22 protein-coding genes and 1 other annotated feature are annotated in these 16695 nt (G+C 39.0%); of the genes, 4 read left to right on the forward strand and 18 right to left on the reverse strand.

Annotation, left to right across the window (positions count from 1 at the left end):
• Window positions 1-40: 40 nt before the first annotated feature.
• Window positions 41-442, reverse strand: a complete 402-nt coding sequence (locus tag EP1_RS10940; RefSeq protein WP_067627286.1) for an organic hydroperoxide resistance protein — start codon at window positions 440-442, stop codon at window positions 41-43.
• A 218-nt stretch (window positions 443-660) separates the two neighbouring features.
• On the opposite strand from EP1_RS10940, the gene EP1_RS10945 reads away from it, so the two are divergent.
• Window positions 661-1305, forward strand: a complete 645-nt coding sequence (locus EP1_RS10945) for a hypothetical protein (RefSeq protein ID WP_067627288.1) — start codon at window positions 661-663, stop codon at window positions 1303-1305.
• A gap of 76 nt (window positions 1306-1381) precedes the next feature.
• Here EP1_RS10945 and EP1_RS10950 read toward each other — a convergent pair whose 3' ends face one another.
• The 8 genes from EP1_RS10950 to EP1_RS10985 form a co-directional block, all read right to left on the reverse strand.
• Window positions 1382-2038, reverse strand: coding sequence for a hypothetical protein (locus tag EP1_RS10950; RefSeq protein ID WP_067627290.1), 657 nt, complete (start codon window positions 2036-2038; stop codon window positions 1382-1384).
• 135 nt (window positions 2039-2173) lie between these two features.
• Window positions 2174-2446 carry a hypothetical protein gene (locus tag EP1_RS10955; RefSeq protein ID WP_067627292.1) on the reverse strand — a complete coding sequence of 91 codons (273 nt, stop codon included), beginning with the start codon at window positions 2444-2446 and terminating at the stop codon, window positions 2174-2176.
• A gap of 187 nt (window positions 2447-2633) precedes the next feature.
• Entirely contained in the window at window positions 2634-3056 is a 423-nt protein-coding gene (locus tag EP1_RS10960; RefSeq protein ID WP_067627294.1) for a GNAT family N-acetyltransferase, read from the reverse strand.
• A gap of 415 nt (window positions 3057-3471) precedes the next feature.
• Window positions 3472-4572, reverse strand: a complete 1101-nt coding sequence (locus tag EP1_RS10965; RefSeq protein ID WP_067627296.1) for a hypothetical protein — start codon at window positions 4570-4572, stop codon at window positions 3472-3474.
• A gap of 84 nt (window positions 4573-4656) precedes the next feature.
• Window positions 4657-5259, reverse strand: a complete 603-nt coding sequence (locus EP1_RS10970; protein WP_067627298.1) for a hypothetical protein — start codon at window positions 5257-5259, stop codon at window positions 4657-4659.
• Window positions 5260-5366: 107 nt separating this feature from the next.
• Window positions 5367-6587 (reverse strand): LysM peptidoglycan-binding domain-containing protein, encoded by a 1221-nt coding sequence (locus EP1_RS10975; protein WP_067627300.1) that lies wholly within the window; start codon window positions 6585-6587, stop codon window positions 5367-5369.
• A 190-nt stretch (window positions 6588-6777) separates the two neighbouring features.
• A complete protein-coding gene (locus tag EP1_RS10980; RefSeq protein WP_067627302.1) occupies window positions 6778-6978 on the reverse strand; it encodes a cold-shock protein in 201 nt (66 codons plus the stop codon).
• Window positions 6979-7003: 25 nt separating this feature from the next.
• A complete protein-coding gene (locus EP1_RS10985; protein WP_157065591.1) occupies window positions 7004-7957 on the reverse strand; it encodes a phage tail protein in 954 nt (317 codons plus the stop codon).
• Between EP1_RS10985 and EP1_RS10990 the strand changes: the two genes are divergently transcribed.
• Entirely contained in the window at window positions 7917-9005 is a 1089-nt protein-coding gene (locus EP1_RS10990; protein ID WP_067627306.1) for a tyrosine-type recombinase/integrase, read from the forward strand. The two genes, EP1_RS10985 and EP1_RS10990, sit on opposite strands and share 41 nt — an antisense overlap.
• 105 nt (window positions 9006-9110) lie before the next feature.
• Here EP1_RS10990 and rplL read toward each other — a convergent pair whose 3' ends face one another.
• The 4 genes from rplL to rplK all read right to left on the reverse strand — a co-directional run bounded on the left by rplL (window position 9111) and on the right by rplK (window position 11469).
• Window positions 9111-9479 (reverse strand): 50S ribosomal protein L7/L12, encoded by a 369-nt coding sequence (gene rplL, locus EP1_RS10995; RefSeq protein ID WP_067627308.1) that lies wholly within the window; start codon window positions 9477-9479, stop codon window positions 9111-9113.
• A gap of 52 nt (window positions 9480-9531) precedes the next feature.
• On the reverse strand, window positions 9532-10032 hold the full coding sequence (gene rplJ, locus EP1_RS11000; protein WP_067627310.1) for a 50S ribosomal protein L10: 501 nt from the start codon (window positions 10030-10032) through the stop codon (window positions 9532-9534).
• Between the two features lie 43 nt (window positions 10033-10075).
• Window positions 10076-10202 (reverse strand) — a sequence feature (ribosomal protein L10 leader region).
• Between the two features lie 54 nt (window positions 10203-10256).
• Complete coding sequence (gene rplA, locus EP1_RS11005) at window positions 10257-10943, reverse strand: 50S ribosomal protein L1 (protein WP_067627312.1); 687 nt, start codon at window positions 10941-10943, stop codon at window positions 10257-10259.
• Between the two features lie 103 nt (window positions 10944-11046).
• Window positions 11047-11469: a 50S ribosomal protein L11 gene (rplK, locus tag EP1_RS11010; protein ID WP_067627315.1), complete on the reverse strand. Its 423-nt coding sequence runs from the start codon at window positions 11467-11469 to the stop codon at window positions 11047-11049.
• 297 nt (window positions 11470-11766) lie between these two features.
• Here rplK and sdaAB point away from each other — a divergent pair, with 297 nt between their 5' ends.
• Both sdaAB and sdaAA read left to right on the forward strand, forming a co-directional pair.
• A complete protein-coding gene (sdaAB, locus tag EP1_RS11015) occupies window positions 11767-12441 on the forward strand; it encodes an L-serine ammonia-lyase, iron-sulfur-dependent subunit beta (RefSeq protein ID WP_067627317.1) in 675 nt (224 codons plus the stop codon).
• 51 nt (window positions 12442-12492) lie between these two features.
• On the forward strand, window positions 12493-13377 hold the full coding sequence (sdaAA, locus tag EP1_RS11020; protein WP_067627319.1) for an L-serine ammonia-lyase, iron-sulfur-dependent, subunit alpha: 885 nt from the start codon (window positions 12493-12495) through the stop codon (window positions 13375-13377).
• A 51-nt stretch (window positions 13378-13428) separates the two neighbouring features.
• On the opposite strand, the gene EP1_RS11025 is transcribed toward sdaAA, so the two are convergent.
• The 5 genes from EP1_RS11025 to rpmG all read right to left on the reverse strand — a co-directional run bounded on the left by EP1_RS11025 (window position 13429) and on the right by rpmG (window position 16533).
• Entirely contained in the window at window positions 13429-14526 is a 1098-nt protein-coding gene (locus EP1_RS11025) for a lactate oxidase (protein WP_067627321.1), read from the reverse strand.
• 75 nt (window positions 14527-14601) lie between these two features.
• Window positions 14602-15462, reverse strand: coding sequence for an alpha/beta fold hydrolase (locus EP1_RS11030; protein WP_067627324.1), 861 nt, complete (start codon window positions 15460-15462; stop codon window positions 14602-14604).
• A gap of 89 nt (window positions 15463-15551) precedes the next feature.
• Complete coding sequence (gene nusG / locus EP1_RS11035; RefSeq protein WP_067627326.1) at window positions 15552-16094, reverse strand: transcription termination/antitermination protein NusG; 543 nt, start codon at window positions 16092-16094, stop codon at window positions 15552-15554.
• A 96-nt stretch (window positions 16095-16190) separates the two neighbouring features.
• Window positions 16191-16361 (reverse strand): preprotein translocase subunit SecE, encoded by a 171-nt coding sequence (gene secE / locus EP1_RS11040; RefSeq protein WP_010746478.1) that lies wholly within the window; start codon window positions 16359-16361, stop codon window positions 16191-16193.
• A 19-nt stretch (window positions 16362-16380) separates the two neighbouring features.
• Entirely contained in the window at window positions 16381-16533 is a 153-nt protein-coding gene (gene rpmG / locus EP1_RS13355; protein WP_010739830.1) for a 50S ribosomal protein L33, read from the reverse strand.
• Window positions 16534-16695: the final 162 nt, after the last annotated feature.

The raw sequence follows: 16695 nt of genomic DNA on the forward strand, positions 1-16695 counted from the left end.
AAAAATGAAAACGAATGTAAGATTAAGTTGCATTGATAGCTTAAACCAATTCTACTTGGACATCGATGTTGCCCTTTGTCGCTTTTGAGTAAGGACAAAACTCGTGTGCTTCTTCAACGATCTTTTCTGCTTCAGCTTTTTCCACTCCAGGGATAGACGTTTCTAGGATCACGCCAATTTGATAGCCACCATCATCCAATTGATATAATGAAACGCGGGCTTTCACTTCTGCATCTGACTCAAGATTATGTTCCTTCAACATATGATGAACCGCACCGTTAAAACAAGAAGCATAGCCTGCCGCAAATAATTGCTCTGGATTGGTTCCCTCTGCATGAATTGAAGGTGGCTCGATCTTCATCTTCATACTACCATTTGGTGCTTGAACTTCGCCGGTACGTCCGCCATGATTAATCATCGCTGTTTCATACAATTTTTTCAAAATTCGTCATTCCCTTCTGGTTTCCTAACTCAAGTGTATGCTGTTATTAGCGGAAACTCAAAAATATTGCTCAGAAAAATGAAATTAAACAAATTATTTTGCCAACAGTTTAGCCTATTAAAAAGAATGCTTGGAATGAACTGAAATTGTTCAATCTTTCTCAAACAACTCCCTCCCTCTACTTTTTTGTTATAATAGGCAACGAAGGAGGGGAAAACATGAAAAAGATTTTTTTAATTTGTTTAGTCGCAACTTTTGCCTTAATCGGCTGTCAGCGCGACTCATCACAAAAAAGCTCAGACTCATCAAGTGCTAAACAAACCGTTTCAAAAAGTTCTACTTCTCAAAAAACTGAACTTTCTAGCACCACCCCCGCAAGCCAATCTACGACAACCACCAGAGCAGAAATAACCAGCAATTCGACGACTGCTGACTCAACGACGCTTTCTTCCAGCGAAGCAACGCTGACCGATATTGTCGCTGCCAACGAATTTGGCGGCTATGCCACCTTCTATTTTAACGGGATCAATGTCCCTGATTCGATCAATATTAATACCAACTCAAATCAAGTGATCTTTAACCCCGGCGTCAATAATGAAGCCGCTTATACCCTGACTATGAAAAATATCCCCACTAGGCCAATTCGGGTCTTCTCAGCAGATAACCACGAAATTCGAACAGTCTATGTCTCCACTCAGCTTTCGGTGGGAGAACAGCTTTCCGGCAGCTATCGGCCAAATAATCAAGCAGGCGTACTTTATCTTTTCCATAATAAACATGGCAGTCTCTCCTTAGCGACACCTAATTATGCCGGCAACGTACCACAAGACCAAACCGATGTCATGATCGAGGCCTTACAATAAACGCGACTATTTTATCCGAGTATTTCTTTTTACTCGGTTTTTTTGTACTTCCTTTTACTTTGTAAATGAACAAAGCTTACTGATTTCGGACTTTATTAGCCATTTTCCCCTGCCTTCGTTGGGCAATCAACGTTTGGACATACGCAGCCTTATTCGTGAGCCGTTTCTGCTTTGGCCTTTTCTCAACATTGGCTAACTCGGCAATTCCAGCTACACCATGATTTTGAGTGTTTGCAATTGAGCATCCCTTGGTAACAGCTATTTTTTTAGTTTCAGCTAATTGCCCTTCATTTTCTTTAACTTCTGCTGGCACTTGGCCAGTCTTTATTGGCGGCTTTTCCTCAATAAACTCGATTTTGAACTTTTCCGGACTTGCCTCATCGGGTAAATAAGGTTGGATCAGTACTAAACGTTCTTCCTCACTTAACTTAGTCGGATCAAAACCCGTTGGCACCGTGATTTTTACGACTTCCAATGGTTCATCTTCTGGATTGGCAGCCACTTCTGCTGGTTTCTCATCATCGAGCACGCTTTCAGTTGGATACGTCTCTTTAGTTCCGGGTCTGGTTGATTTAATAAATTTTGCAAAACGCCGTACTCCAGCTCTTTCAAAAATACTTAGCGTTGTCAAAATCTCAAAAATCCCATCCGCCTCCGCTTTTGTGCGAGTTTCATCCGCATTTCTTAGTGTTAGGGTGTGCTTCTTACCCGTTACATCAGTAAAAACAGCCACATAACGTAACTGTAGTTCTTGATTTTTTCGCCGTCCGCTACCAGTAGCTTTTAACCGCTGACTATATTGCCGAGTTGTTTCACAGAAGCGATGGTAGTCAGGTTTATTGTTAAATAGCCGCTCAATGACTTTTCCTCATTCACCACCTTTAAAATAGCTCTTGAAATAAGGACAAAATTGACGCAGCACAGAATTAGGCCCCGCCGACAAAAATATTTCGCAAATCAGCTCTTTGAACATAAAAGAAAAATCATCTACTACTAAGGCATTTCGTACCATGATGGCAACCGCGTACTCGATCACAGCGGATGCATTTTGAGTTGCTTCATAATAGGTCACAACCTTTTTCTCCAATGTTTCCCGTTTCATTGTGAATAATTGTCTTTGAGTCAATTCTGGGTTCTTCATCTCTGCTCTTCCTCCTTAGAAAATTTCTGCTCAAACACATCATAGCGCTAGCAAGACCAAAAGCCGAACTCAAAATTCTTACAAGAAAAAAATAATTTTAGCACTTCGGTGATAAAAAAACATGCCTACATAAAAAAAGAGACCTGAAACTCAGATCTCCAACGTCAAAACTACTTCAGTAAAAAATTTAAATCTCCTTTTTGAAAAAGAAATAATCACAACCTGAGACTGGAACATCTCCTATTTTTCCAAATTCCTGATAGCCATTCTTTGCGTAGAAACGCGGGGCTTCAAAGGAAAATGTTTCAAGATGGATTACGTTGCATTTTTCCCTTTTAGCGATTTCTTCCATCTTGATTAGTAACTTTTTCCCTTGACCCTGCCCCCGTAATGACTCATCCACCCAGAAAAAATCAATGTGCATGATATTCCAAAAGCTATGCGCCGTGATACCTCCCACCACTTTTTCCTCGTCATTATATAAATAACAGCCAAAAGAAGCCTCTGGCAACGTGTCGATCGAACTTGGCAAGCTGCTATTCCCAAACTCAACAACTTTCTCTCTTACCACTTCCTGCATTTCCAAGGTATTGTTTTCGATAAGATCCATTTTTATCCCCCTAAATCTCTTCAGCGCTACTATTAGATAAGATTCCCTGTAATACTAAAACAATGAATTTCTGTCTTGTAGTGCATTTTTCACTAACTCTATCAAGTATAGCAAACATTCCCAGAAACTGTTTCATTTCATGGTCGTAGAAAAATTACCTTTTTTAGAAAACAAAAAAAGCTAGAACCCTTATCAACTAAGGATTCTAGCTTGAAATAATCAAAAGAGATTATTTTACAGTTACAGAAAAGACAGCATTATTGGAATGAACCAAGGTGTATTATCGCCAATTTTTACTATAATTTATTTTAGCACATCAGCTTAATAAAACTAAAAACACATTCAAACATATTCATTTTCATATTCAAAAACTCAATTAGCTCAGGGCAAGCGGCCGCTCCTATGTGGGCGGTATTTATTTTCCCTCTTTTGCCTTATCCCATTCTATCTTTAGATATTCCCTCATTGTATTTACTAAGTCATTGGTATTAACTTTGACGTTTACTAGGTCATTAGAACTAATCTTCTCTTTACCTAAAATCTTTGTACAGTTTTCTACTAGATTCAAAATTTTATCATTTCTATCATCTGACTTACTCGGTCCAAAATATAGTTTTAACAAATTGGCTTGAGTTTTTACCTTATCAATTAATGCGTCTCGTTCTTGCTGTATTTGACTTTTTGACATGTAACTACTGACCACTTCAACACTTTCAATTTTCTCAATTTTAGTTCTAATTTTTTCATCTACTGCAACAATCATCCGTAACCCATTACCTAACCTAATAGAAAGCACCTTATCATAGTTTTCTCCTGAATATTCCTTGATCACTTTAACATTACTTTTACCATCAAGAGTATTATTTGCTAAGTTTACTAGACTGTTCTGAACTAATTTTTTCTCTATTTCATCAAATTTTTCAAAATTCTTTAGTGCAGTTGATGAAAATATGATCGATATATCATTATCTAATGAAATAGGCACAGAATCAACAACTTTGCTTATTTTTCCCTTGCTCAAGTTACTTCCTTTACTTAGAAATTCTAAGATTACTATCTTCTTAAAGTAGTGTTTTAGTTTTTCGTGTTCTTGATAACTTGGTAAAAAATCTAGCAGACGGGTAATTGACGACACAAATTTTACTGTTTCTTCTCTCACCTTTTGTATCCAATCAATTCTTGCACTGGCTTTTAAATCAGCATCAATTTTTCTTTGATGCATTTCTTTTTGTAATCTGTTATTTTTATCACTCATTTCTTTTTGGATTTCAGCTGTTCGTTTAGTATTCCATCTAGCTCCGGCAAATGAAATACCACCAGCAAAAAAGGCTCCTGCAGCACCAAAGAAGCCCGATATTTCTGATAATCCTAAATCATTGACAAACAGACTAAAAAAACAAACTCCTAACATAAAGAAAAATAAGGAAATTAAGACTATTAACCAAATATCTGTTTTTCTTTTTTTAAAAATTACTTTTATCAAATTAATACTCTCTCTAACAAAAACCCAATTCATTTTTACCACCTCAACCAAATTATATCAAAAAAGCCATCAACTTGATGAACTATTATGGCGGCCGTTCACTCTGTGAGCATCTTATTACTCCCAATCTTTTGGTACGATTATTGACTGTATAATTTCTTTTCCCTTAATGTCAATAAACACCGCATCAAGAATTATTTCTCCGTTGTGCTCCTTATATTTATCACCGATACCTAATAATAAATCACTAGTTAGGATGTGCTCTTTCCCAGAATTCCCAGGTGGTATGAATTCTAAACTCGAACCCTTTACTACATCAAACAAATCAAGAATATAGCCTTCCTCATTAGGCTCTTGAGCCAATTTTTTGGATCTAAATCCCATAAAGCTTACTCCAGCTGTAATTTCACCGGCATTATAGGCACTAACTACCACCATAGATTTCTCCGTGTTTATCATAATAATGCCATCTTCTGTCCGCTCTTGTTTATTCCCATTCCTAACCAAGATCCGGACATTTAATTTTTCTTTTCTAAAAACTAACCATAGGGAGACTACTACAGCTCCTATCGTACCTATAGCACTAAGCCACTCAGCCAACGAACCATCAATTGAGAATCTAACCCCGAATAAAAAGATTATAAGTAAGCCCACAATCCCTCCTGCAAGTGATCCGAGCGCTAACGATTGAAATGTTGAATTATCAAAAATTTTTTTCATCGTTTCACCTCAAAATCAGTATACCAAAAATCCCCGGTCAATCGACTAGGGATTATACAATCATTCTATTTGTATTTATCTTTGGATAAAGGTTAGATATCTTTGAATTATTTTATTCTAATCTGCTGCCCTGGATCAAAGTAATAGTTATCCGCTGACATTCCATTTAGACTAAATAGTTGCTCAACACTAATACCGTAACGAGCTGCAATTTGTGGCGGACCTTCACCAGCTTGAACTACACCATACTGTGAGTTCGCATCATTCTGAGAGTTCTCTTGCTGCTGTTGCTCTTGTTCTTGAGCGGCTTGCTGCTGTCTGGCAGCCTCTTGTTGAGCTTTTGATTCTGCTTCTGCGGCCACTTTCTGAGCTTGTGTTTCTTGTAAGTTAGACTCTGCTTGTCGTTCTACTTGATTGCTGCTTGATGGTGAACTATACGCATTATCTTCTTCAATTACTTCAGAGTTCGTTGATTCTGTTTCAAAGTTTACTGGTGTCAATTCCAAATCAGCAGTATCTACATATCTTTCTACCAGTTCTTTAGGAAGATCTCCGTTAAATTGCATTAATACTAAATTATCCTCATCAGCGGCAGTGTACGAGTACGCTAATGAAGATGATTTACCTAGATCATCATAATAGTCCTTTGTATTCGTTAAATCTTCTAAGGTGGTAAATGAAAAAATTCGAGCATTTTGATATTCTCCATCACTACCTAATTGAATTCCAAAAATCATACTTTCTTTTGCTGCTAAAGGAGCTGTACCAAAATCATCTTTAGTCATTTTTCGTGCATCATTAACTTCAAGTCCATCTTTTTTAAATTGATCAATGACTTCGGATAATTTCACAGCTGTTTTCTTTTTGGCCTTTGAAGTAGACGTTTCATTTTGATTTGTTTTTTTTGAGTAAGGCTTTAAAACAATTTTTTCAGCATCTTTATCTTCTGGTGTGAGAACAATATTTTTGTCTTCTTTTTCAATGCTATAGTCATCATCTAACTCTAAATCCTTTTCTTTAAGGTGGATTGTTTTTCCCTTCAACTCATACTCAACTTTATACTTGATGGTTTCCACAATTTGTTTCCCAAGATCTTCACCCATCTTTTCCCACTCGTTTGATGCCTTGCTTTTCATTTCAGACGCATCTACAGCCCAGGTCATGACGTGATCACTAAAAGATACTTTAAAATGGATGTTATCTTCGTTCTCGTTCATATCCATTTGCCAATCATGAGATTTTAAATCGTCAACAGTAACCTTGTTTCCGCAAGCGGTCAATGTGATAGACAATAAAATCATTGATACAACCGTAACAAACTTTTTCAAAAGCTAGCCCTTCTTTCATTAGCATTATTCTTTTCTAGAATAATTGTATCATGGTCAAATGAATTGAATCTATAGCTTTATCATTAAATCCTAGACGAACAATAGTTATATTACTCTCACTGGAATATGAGTTTCATAATTAGCTTTTGCAAAAGAAAAATGACGATGGAAAACTCCACCGTCACCGATACTATTCAACTACTACATTCGTTGCTTTCTTCCCTCTGTCGCTCTCACCAATCGTATAAACGACTGATTGGCCTTCTTCTAGCAATCGATATCCTTCTCCAACGATATCGCTGTAATGGAGAAAGATATCCTTGCCGTCCTCTCCGGCGATAAATCCGAAGCCATGTTCTTGATTAAACCATTTTACTGTTCCGCTATTCATACATATTTCCTCCTATTTTTTCTTTTTAGAATGATAAATTCAGATTTGTTTCTTGTCCCTGTGCCTGACTAATGTCATCAACAAAGGCTTTGAAACTTTGATTTCCTAATCGAACGTTGAAAACTGCAGGCTGCTTATTTGAATGATTTTCATTTCTTGTTACCGTGTGTTTCACTCCTAGATTCGCATTCAAATTACTCAATGCCGGAATGTCTAAAACGGAAGCCATCGCTCGATTAATCTCATCCTGTCCAGAGTAAATACCTGTTGAGATTGTTCCGCCAAAATTCAACTTATCCAAATCACTGAGCGGCCCTTCTTTTGCTGGAGAGAATGGTAAGTATTTACGGACTTTTGAAACAACCGCATTGATAGCCTTTGCCGGCAAACTAATTGCTGACCAAATCCCATCAGCAATCATCTTGACCAGATTCCAACCTGCATTTTTGAAGGTAGAAAAGAATCCTTTAACAACGCCGATTACAGCTTCTAAAGCTCCAACAACAATGCCACCAAGTCCGTATAAAATCCCAGACGCGGCTTCCACCATTCCTTCCCACGCCATTGACCAATCACCTGAAAGTACACCAAGAATAAACTTGATCAAACCTTGGATTACTCTTAAAGCACCTTCGATGACAGTTGAAATTGCTGTCCAAATCCCTTCGGTTATTCCTTTAATTGCAGTCCATACACCAACAATGATTCCTTGAATTACACCCATTTCATTTCGAATAAATTGACCGATTTTTCCATTCCAAATCGTATTTACTGCGGCAGCTATTTCCTCATTGTTAGCTTTCCACCATTGAACGACCGATCCGAAAATTCTTGTGATCGTGTTTGAAACGGTTTGAACGGCAAATGAAATAGTGTTTTTGATAGATTCCCAGATAGCTATGCAAGCGTTTCTAAACCCTTCACTGGTATTCCAAGCAATGACAAATGCCGCAACCAAACCGGCAACGATAGCAATCACAATTCCAACTGGTCCCGTTAAAGCAGCAAATACTCCACCTACGTTAGCGCTGAATAAACTCTTGATTGAGATCGAGGAGAACGGCTTTTCTCAAAGTAAGATAGTTACTTTTGAACAACTTTATAAAGACTGGCTGCCAAAATATCGAAATAAGGTGAAACCTTCAACGGCGGCCGCCACAATTACAGTATTTGATTTATATATCTTGCCGCACTTCAAAAAGATGAAGCTGAACAAGATTACTGTAGCTTATTGTCAAAAGGTTTTAGATGGTTGGTTTGAGAAGTATCGAGGATATAAAGGATTTAGGATGAAGTTGAACCTTATTCTTGATTATGCAGTTTCATTAGAGCTGATTAATTCTAATCCAATGAAAAAGACACAGACACCACGACAAAAAGAGAAAGACAAACCTATTAACTTCTACACTAAGCAGCAGTTACAGGAATTTCTTTCTCTTTATGAGTCTGAAGGCGACCGAATGAAATATGTGTTCTTTCACCTTTTGGCTTATACTGGTCTGAGGAAAAGTGAGGCCCTTGCCTTGCAATATTCGGATATCAATTTCTTAAAGCATGAGTTAACGGTAGGCCGGACAGTAGCAGTCAATGAAGATAGTGAGATCATCATACAGACTCCTAAAACTAAAAATTCCTACCGCACAATCAATCTAGATCCAATTACTATGAAGTTGCTTACTGATTGGCAAAAGGAACAAAGAGAATGGTACTTCAAACTTGGCTTTAATACCAACAAGAAAAATCAGTTAGTATTTAGCAATGACCAAAACAAAGCTATTCGCCCTTCCCTAGTCAATGGATGGCTAAGGAACTTTTACAATCGTCATGAAGATATGCAAAAGATCACTGCTCACGGATTTCGATTCACGCACTGCAGCTTACTTTTTGAAGCTGGCGCAAGTATGAAAGAAGTCCAGGGCCGATTAGGTCACAAAGATGTTCAAACGACCATGAACATTTATGCTAAGGTCACACCTAAGATGGCCACAAATACTGGTGAGAAATTCGCTCTATTCATGGCAAATTAAAGAAATACCTATTCAAAAACCTATTCAATATATTTTTCAGACAACGAAAAAAGACTAGAAGCCCTGATTTAACAAGGTTTCTAGTCCTTAAATAATTCGCGAAAATTATTTTACAGTTACAGTTGCGCCAACTTCTTCTAAAGCAGCTTTAAGAGCTTCAGCGTCTTCTTTAGATACATCTTCTTTAACTGGTGCAGGAGCGCCATCAACTACAGCTTTAGCTTCTTTCAAGCCTAAGCCAGTTGCTTCACGAACTGCTTTGATAACTTTAACTTTTTGGTCACCTACAGCTGTTAATTCAACTGTAAATTCTGTTTGTTCTTCAGCAGCAGGACCTGCAGCAGCGCCAGCAGCAGCTACAGGAGCAGCAGCAGTTACGCCAAATTCGTCTTCGATAGCTTTAACTAAGTCGTTTAATTCTAAGATTGTTGCGCCTTTAAGCTCTTCAACAATGTTTTCAATGTTCAATGCCATTTTAAATTTCCTCCGTTTGAGTAAGTTTTTTTATTTTTTATTTATGCAGCAATTAAGCTACTTCTTCTTCTTTTTCTGCGACTGCTTTCACAGCGTAAGCCACGTTGCGGACTGGCGCTTGAAGGACAGATAACAGCATAGAAAGAAGTCCATCGCGGTTTGGTAGTTTTGCAAGAGCAGTAATTTCTTCGATAGAAGCTACTTTTCCTTCAATGATACCACCTTTGATTTCTAGTTTTTCAGCTGTTTTAGCGAATTCATCGATAATTTTAGCTGGGGCAACTACGTCTTCATTACTGAACGCTACAGCAGTAGGTCCTGTGAAGACTTCATCTAATCCACTCAAGCCAGCTTTTTCAGCAGCACGAGTTAAGATAGAATTTTTGATAACTTTCATTTCAACGTTAGCGTCGCGTAGTTGTTTACGTAATTCAGTCACTTGTTCTACAGTAAGACCACGGTAATCAACGATAACGGCTGAAGCTGCTGCGCTGAATTTTTCAGTGACTTCATCAACGATAGCGGCTTTTTTAGCGATTGCTACTTCACTCATTATATATTTCACCTCCTGATTTTGATGGGGAGAGTATCTTTTGCCAAAGCAAAAAAATACCCTATGCCACCGTAGACATAGAGGGACTATTGAATGTTCTCAATAAATGTCCTCGGTAGGAAATTAAGACTTACGTCACCTACTGTCTTCGGTCCAGTTAATTAATAACCTCGACTAACTTACCATAGATAAGCTAGCCGAGTCAAGTATTTTTCTAAAATTAATTAGATTGTTTGTTCAACATGGATACCAGGTCCAAATGTTGTTGTTAGTGAAATGTTTTTGATGTATTGACCTTTAGCAGTTGCAGGTTTTGCTTTTACTAAAGTTTCGTTGATTGTGTTGAAGTTTTCAACCAATTTAGCATCATCAAATGATACTTTACCGATTGGTACATGTACGTTACCAGCTTTATCAACACGGTACGTTACTTTACCAGCTTTTACTTCTTCAACAGCTTTTGTAACATCCATTGTTACAGTACCAGTTTTAGGGTTAGGCATTAAACCTTTTGGTCCAAGCACACGACCTAATTTACCAACTGTCGCCATCATATCAGGTGTCGCAACAACAACGTCAAAGTCGAACCATCCACCTTGAATTTTTGCAACCATGTCGTCGTCGCCAACGAAATCAGCGCCAGCAGCTTCTGCTTCTTTTGCTTTTTCGCCTTTAGCGAAGACTAAAACAGTTTGTGTTTTACCAGTTCCGTTTGGAAGCACAACTGCTCCACGGATTTGTTGGTCTGCTTTTTTAGGATCTACGCTTAATTTGTAAGCAACTTCAACCGTTGCGTCAAATTTTGCGAAGTTAATTTCTTTTGCTAGTGCTACTGCTTCCGCAACTGGGTAAGCTTTAGTAGTATCAACTTTTTTTAATGCATCTTGCATTTTTTTGCTCTTTTTAGCCATTTTGTTTCCTCCTTGATGTGGTTATAACGGTAGAACCTCCCACGTGTTCCGTATCTTTAGATAGGGAGCCAACTGAGAAGCTACTTTCTTGGGTCGTCGAAAATTATTCGACAGTGATCCCCATGCTTCGTGCAGTTCCTTCAACCATGCGCATTGCTGACTCAACGGTAGCAGCGTTTAGGTCTTGCATTTTCAACTCAGCGATTTCTTTTACTTGATCGCTAGTAACTTTTGCAACTTTAGTTTTGTTCGGTTCGCCAGAACCTTTTTCAACACCGGCAGCTTTTTTCAATAATACAGCAGCTGGTGGTGTTTTTGTGATAAATGTAAATGAACGGTCTTCATATACAGAGATCACAACTGGAATGATCAAACCTGCTTGATCAGCTGTACGAGCATTGAATTCTTTCGTGAATCCCATGATGTTGATACCCGCTTGACCTAGTGCAGGACCTACTGGGGGAGCTGGTGTTGCTTTCCCTGCAGGAATTTGCAGTTTAACTAATTTTTCTACTTTCTTTGCCACGAGACATACCTCCTTGAGTCCGTGATGTGGTTAATTGGAGATCAAAATTTCTCCTCCCACTTAAAACATGTGTATAAAGACACACTTTGGTATCATAGCAGACTCTTCAAGCAAATGCAAGTTCCAGCTTTTAACTGTTGAAATTTTTGGACAATAATAAAACACTTCACAATCTCTTTAACTACTATGAGAATAACAAAATAAATTATTAATCTAACTATTTTATGAAAGCGGATATGTTACACTATGATCGACTTGATGAGGATTTTCATCGGATAAATTAAGGAGGTTTAAATAATGGAAGTTTTAAAATATCGAAGTGTTTTTGACATTATTGGTCCAGTTATGGTGGGCCCAAGTAGCTCGCATACTGCTGGTGCTGCACGAATTGGAAAAGTTTGCCGCATGATCTTTGGGGAACGCCCCGACTCAGTAGAATTTGATTTATATGAATCGTTTGCCAAGACCTATCGTGGTCATGGAACAGATATTGCTTTAGTCGGCGGTATTTTAGGGATGGAACCAGATGACTCCCGTTTATCCGATTCATTGAAAATCGCTCACGAACAAGGAATGGAAGTTTTATTCGTACCGAAAAAAGAAATCGCTGATCATCCCAATACGGTTACCTTGCGCATGATCAAAGGTGACTTAGAGATGTCCATTACCGGTGTTTCAATCGGCGGCGGAAATATTCAAATTACCGAAATGAATGGTTACAGCATCTCATTGGGGATGGGGAATCCGACTTATATCATTATTAATAAAGACGTACCTGGTTTGCTTTCGCGTGTTTCTACGATCTTTATGAAACATGGCCTAAACATCGGTAAAGTAACGATGACTCGTAAGACACGTGGTGAAAACGGCATCGTGCTCTTAGAAATCGATGATACGCCGGACGATCCAGAAGGATTACGTCAAGAAATCAAACAAGAAGACGATGTTTTAAGTGTGACGTATTTCAAATAGCAGACCTAAAAAATAAAATGAATACCTTAATATGAATGAGGAGGAATTGTCATGTTTTATTCGATCCAAGAGCTGGTTGAACAAGCAAAGGATTATCCAACAATCGGCGAATTGATGATCGCGACTGAAATGGAATTAACTGATCGGACTCGTGAAGAAATCATTGCGTTAATGGAACGCAATTTAGAAGTGATGGAAAGCTCCATCGAAGAAGGCGTCAAAGGTGTGACTTCTGTTACAAGAATTACCGGTGGAGATGCCAAACGGATGAATGAATACATCGAAAGCGGCAAATTTATGAGTGGTGAAACAATCTTGAAAGCCGTTCGTAATGGGATTGCTGTCAATGAAGTCAATGCGAAGATGGGCTTAGTATGTGCCACCCCGACTGCCGGCAGTGCTGGTGTTCTACCTGGTGTCTTGATGGCCGCGCGTGAGAAATTAGACTTGACTCACGAAGAACAAATCGACTTTCTATTTACTGCTGGAGCTTTCGGTTTAGTCATGGCTAACAATGCCTCGATCTCCGGTGCAGAAGGCGGCTGTCAAGCCGAAGTTGGTTCTGCCAGCGCCATGTCAGCAGCTGCACTAGTCGCAGCAAATGGCGGGACACCGGAAATGGCTGCCAATGCACTAGCGATTACCTTGAAAAATGTTATGGGCTTGATCTGTGACCCTGTGGCCGGATTAGTCGAAGTTCCTTGTGTAAAACGTAATGCCATGGGCGCTTCTCAAGCCTTCATCTCAGCAGATATGGCGCTAGCGGGAATCCGCAGTGTCATCCCACCCGATGAAGTCGTTGAAGCAATGTACAAAGTCGGTCGGGCTATGCCACAGATCTTCAAAGAAACAGCAGAAGGTGGCGTTGCTACGACACCAACTGGTTTACGTTTGCAAAAACAAGTCTTTGGCGAACCAGAAAAAGTAACTGTTTAATAAATTTAACAAAAAAGTCCGCTGGCGATGATCGTCAGCGGACTTTTTTACTTACATTAATTTTGTATTTTTGATCTCATCGATAGTTTTTGTCCCAGCAAGCTGCATAGTAATTGAAAGTTCTTTGTTCAAATGATCAAAGACTGATTTCACGCCCTCTGCTCCGCCAAGATTCAAACCATAAATTACTGGACGACCGATAGCAACTAAGTCAGCTCCGCTAGCTAATGCTTTAAAAACATGTTCGCCACGACGCACGCCACTATCAAAGACGATTGGCACACGTTTGTTTACAACAGCGGCGATTAATGGCAAGACATCAAATGAAGCAGGGCCACCATCTAATTGGCGTCCACCGTGATTTGAAACCCAGATACCATCTGCACCCGCTGCAATCGCAACTTCAGCATCTTCTGGAGATTGAATTCCTTTAACAAAAACGGGCAAGTTCGTCAGATCTTTAATCTTTTTAATGTCTTCGGGAACCAAGCCTTGTTTAGCTGCTGCATAGATTTCTGCGATACCTTTACCTTCACCATCTCCGCTAGCACTCTTTTCACTATATGCAGCAAGGTTTGGCATTGGTAATGGGAATTGGAAGTTATTGATAATATCTTCTTCGCGGTAACCGCCTAAAGTAGAATCAGCCGTCAAAATAATTGCTTTGGCGCCAGCCTTAACTGCTTTTTCCAAAATAAATTCGTTAAAGCCATCATCTTTACTCATATACAATTGGAAGAATTGTGGAGCTTCTGGCGCCGCTGCGGCAGCATCTTCAATTGTGGTATTCGCATACGTACTGATGGAGAAGATTGATCCAGCCGCTGCTACCCCTTTGGCCGTGTCTGCTTCACCTTTTTCATGGGCCAATCCTTGAGCCGCTGATGGCGCTTGAATAATTGGTGTTGCTAATTCTATGTCCCAAAGTTTCGTACTTAAGTCGGCGTGATCGACACCTCGTAATACACGAGGCATAATTGTTTTATTGTTAAATGAAGTTGTATTTTCTTTCATTGTCCATTCGTCTTCAGAACCACCGCGAATATAACCAAACGCACCCTTATCCATCCGTTCTTTGACGCGTCCTTCTAATGAAGCGATATTTACGATTTCAATTGGATGTTCTTCGTTACTTGTTTGATAAGCCATGATACAGTCCTTCTTTCTTTTGAATACACGAGTTATTTTAATACTCTTACAAAAAGTAAGCAAGGATTTTGTCTCCTATTGCCACAAGAAATTTGCAATGACTTGGTCTACCTCTGGATTTTCATGTAATTGGCTGTGTTGTGCGTTAGATCCAGTAAAAATCTGATAACTGATTGGATTTCCATGATTTTTTAGTAACGAATAAGTCGCCAAAGCACTAGTCACTGGTACTGTCCCATCCGATGGGGTCGTCTGATCTAGTTTCCCGGCTATTAATAAAACTGATAATTTGTTTGGTACATTGGCGATGCCGTTACTATAGTCAAGATAGCGGCTCGCCTGTTGATCGGGGCCATTTTGTAGTAAATCGTCGATTGATTGTTCACCTAACGTATCGATAAACTCGTTGAATGGCGCGCCAATCGAGATAAACTTTTTAATCATCGATGCATCATCTGGCTGGCCATAAGTCGTTAAATAGCGTAGCGAACTAACGCCGCCCATTGAATGACCTACTAAGTTGACCTGCTCAATGCCTTGTTGTTTCAAATAGTTTAAAACTGAATAGATCCACTCAGTTTGATTCCATTCATTGTCTTTATTAGCCGCAAATAGGACTTGGATACTAGGATTGTCCTTTTTCTTACTTAATTGTCCAGTGACTTGCAGGCTACCATCTGCTTGCACAATAATCTCCATTTCCTTTTTAGTCGCTGCTTGTTCCGTCAACCGTTGGATCATTCCGCCAAAAGAATTGATGGTTCCGCCATAACCGTGGATAAAGACCGTTGGTACCGAGCTTTTCTTCAATTCATGCTCGGCTTTTGCTGTTGTTTGTCTTTTTGTATTTTTGGGTGTGTCTGCTTGTTCTCTGCCACATCCCATAAGTCCGAAGATCATCACTAAAGCAAACAAACTGATCATTATTTTTTTCATCTCGTCACCCTCACCTTCGATTAGTTGGTATAAAAACGTTAATGTCTAATCAAAAAAAGCCGAAGCAATCACTGCCTCAGCTTAATGGATTAAATTTTATCGACTTGGTCAAAATCTAACTCGGTACTAGTTTCACGACCGAACATATCGATATTGGCTTTGATCTTATCGCGTTCTTCGTCAATCTCAGTGATGACTCCTTCAAGTCCAGCAAAAGCACCTTCGATGATTTTTACTGTTTCGCCAACTTCGACTTCAAGATCGTGTTGACGTGTGCTCATCCCTAATGAACGCAAGATATGATTGATTTCCTCAGGCATCAATGGCGCTGGCTTGCTTCCGGCACCGTGTGAACCAACAAAACCAGTTACACCAGGTGTATTTCGAACAACATACCAAGAATCATCGGTCATCACCATTTCAACTAACACATAACCAGGGAAAGTTTTATGAACGATTTCTTTTTCTTTACCGCCCTTGACTTCTGTCTCAGTTTCTTCAGGGACAACCACGCGGAAGATATAGTCTTCCATCCGCATACTTTGTGCACGTGATTCAATGTTCGCCTTTACTTTGTTTTCATAGCCGGAATAAGTATGCAATACATACCATTGTTTTTCAAAAGATTCCATTTTCGCCATCGGCTCCTCGTTCTAAAATAAAAAAACCTCAGCAATCGCAAGGTTTTTTCTCACAAACAGTATAACATGCTTTTTTTGAATTGGCTACTAACGAATGATCAAATTGATCAATGCTTGAATCGCTGTATCCATGATGAAAAACATCAACGCAAAAATGATGGCTGTTTCGATAACAACTAATGAATCATGGCGTAATTGTTTTTTTGAAGGCCATGAAACAAGTTTCATTTCTTCTCTGACACTCCGTAAAAAATTCAAACGTTTATCCCCCTACTAATTATTTTGTTTCTTTATGTATCGTGTATTGATTACAATGTTTACAAAACTTATTGATCTCTAAACGCTCTCCGCGTTTGCCTTCACTCACTGATTTCGTGTAGTTTCTAGAACCACAAACTGTGCAGGCTAGAGCCGCTTTCTTTGTTGCCACAGCGATCACTCCTAATTCCTATTGATGTATTCATTTTTTTTACAAAAATGAGTCTGTTTGTCATGCCGTATGCCATCCAACTAAAAACTTTTCAACTTTGCCTTGATTTAAGACATCGGTTGATTCACGACAAGCTAACATTGCGAAAAGTTGGACTCGCAT

The sequence above is a fragment of the Enterococcus pseudoavium NBRC 100491 genome (assembly GCF_001544295.1).
Taxonomy (GTDB): domain Bacteria; phylum Bacillota; class Bacilli; order Lactobacillales; family Enterococcaceae; genus Enterococcus_A; species Enterococcus_A pseudoavium.

Bases quoted from the DNA above. Each gene is read 5' to 3' on its own strand.
- EP1_RS10945 (WP_067627288.1), top strand. From the start codon at position 661: ATGAAAAAGATTTTTTTAATTTGTTTAGTCGCAACTTTTGCCTTAATC.
- EP1_RS10955 (WP_067627292.1), bottom strand. From the start codon at position 2,446: ATGAAGAACCCAGAATTGACTCAAAGACAATTATTCACAATGAAACGG.
- EP1_RS10960 (WP_067627294.1), bottom strand. From the start codon at position 3,056: ATGGATCTTATCGAAAACAATACCTTGGAAATGCAGGAAGTGGTAAGA.
- EP1_RS10965 (WP_067627296.1), bottom strand. From the start codon at position 4,572: ATGAATTGGGTTTTTGTTAGAGAGAGTATTAATTTGATAAAAGTAATT.
- EP1_RS10970 (WP_067627298.1), bottom strand. From the start codon at position 5,259: ATGAAAAAAATTTTTGATAATTCAACATTTCAATCGTTAGCGCTCGGA.
- EP1_RS10980 (WP_067627302.1), bottom strand. From the start codon at position 6,978: ATGAATAGCGGAACAGTAAAATGGTTTAATCAAGAACATGGCTTCGGA.
- EP1_RS10990 (WP_067627306.1), top strand. From the start codon at position 7,917: ATGACAAATGCCGCAACCAAACCGGCAACGATAGCAATCACAATTCCA.
- rplL (WP_067627308.1), bottom strand. From the start codon at position 9,479: ATGGCATTGAACATTGAAAACATTGTTGAAGAGCTTAAAGGCGCAACA.
- rplJ (WP_067627310.1), bottom strand. From the start codon at position 10,032: ATGAGTGAAGTAGCAATCGCTAAAAAAGCCGCTATCGTTGATGAAGTC.
- rplA (WP_067627312.1), bottom strand. From the start codon at position 10,943: ATGGCTAAAAAGAGCAAAAAAATGCAAGATGCATTAAAAAAAGTTGAT.
- sdaAB (WP_067627317.1), top strand. From the start codon at position 11,767: ATGGAAGTTTTAAAATATCGAAGTGTTTTTGACATTATTGGTCCAGTT.
- sdaAA (WP_067627319.1), top strand. From the start codon at position 12,493: ATGTTTTATTCGATCCAAGAGCTGGTTGAACAAGCAAAGGATTATCCA.
- EP1_RS11025 (WP_067627321.1), bottom strand. From the start codon at position 14,526: ATGGCTTATCAAACAAGTAACGAAGAACATCCAATTGAAATCGTAAAT.
- EP1_RS11030 (WP_067627324.1), bottom strand. From the start codon at position 15,462: ATGAAAAAAATAATGATCAGTTTGTTTGCTTTAGTGATGATCTTCGGA.
- nusG (WP_067627326.1), bottom strand. From the start codon at position 16,094: ATGGAATCTTTTGAAAAACAATGGTATGTATTGCATACTTATTCCGGC.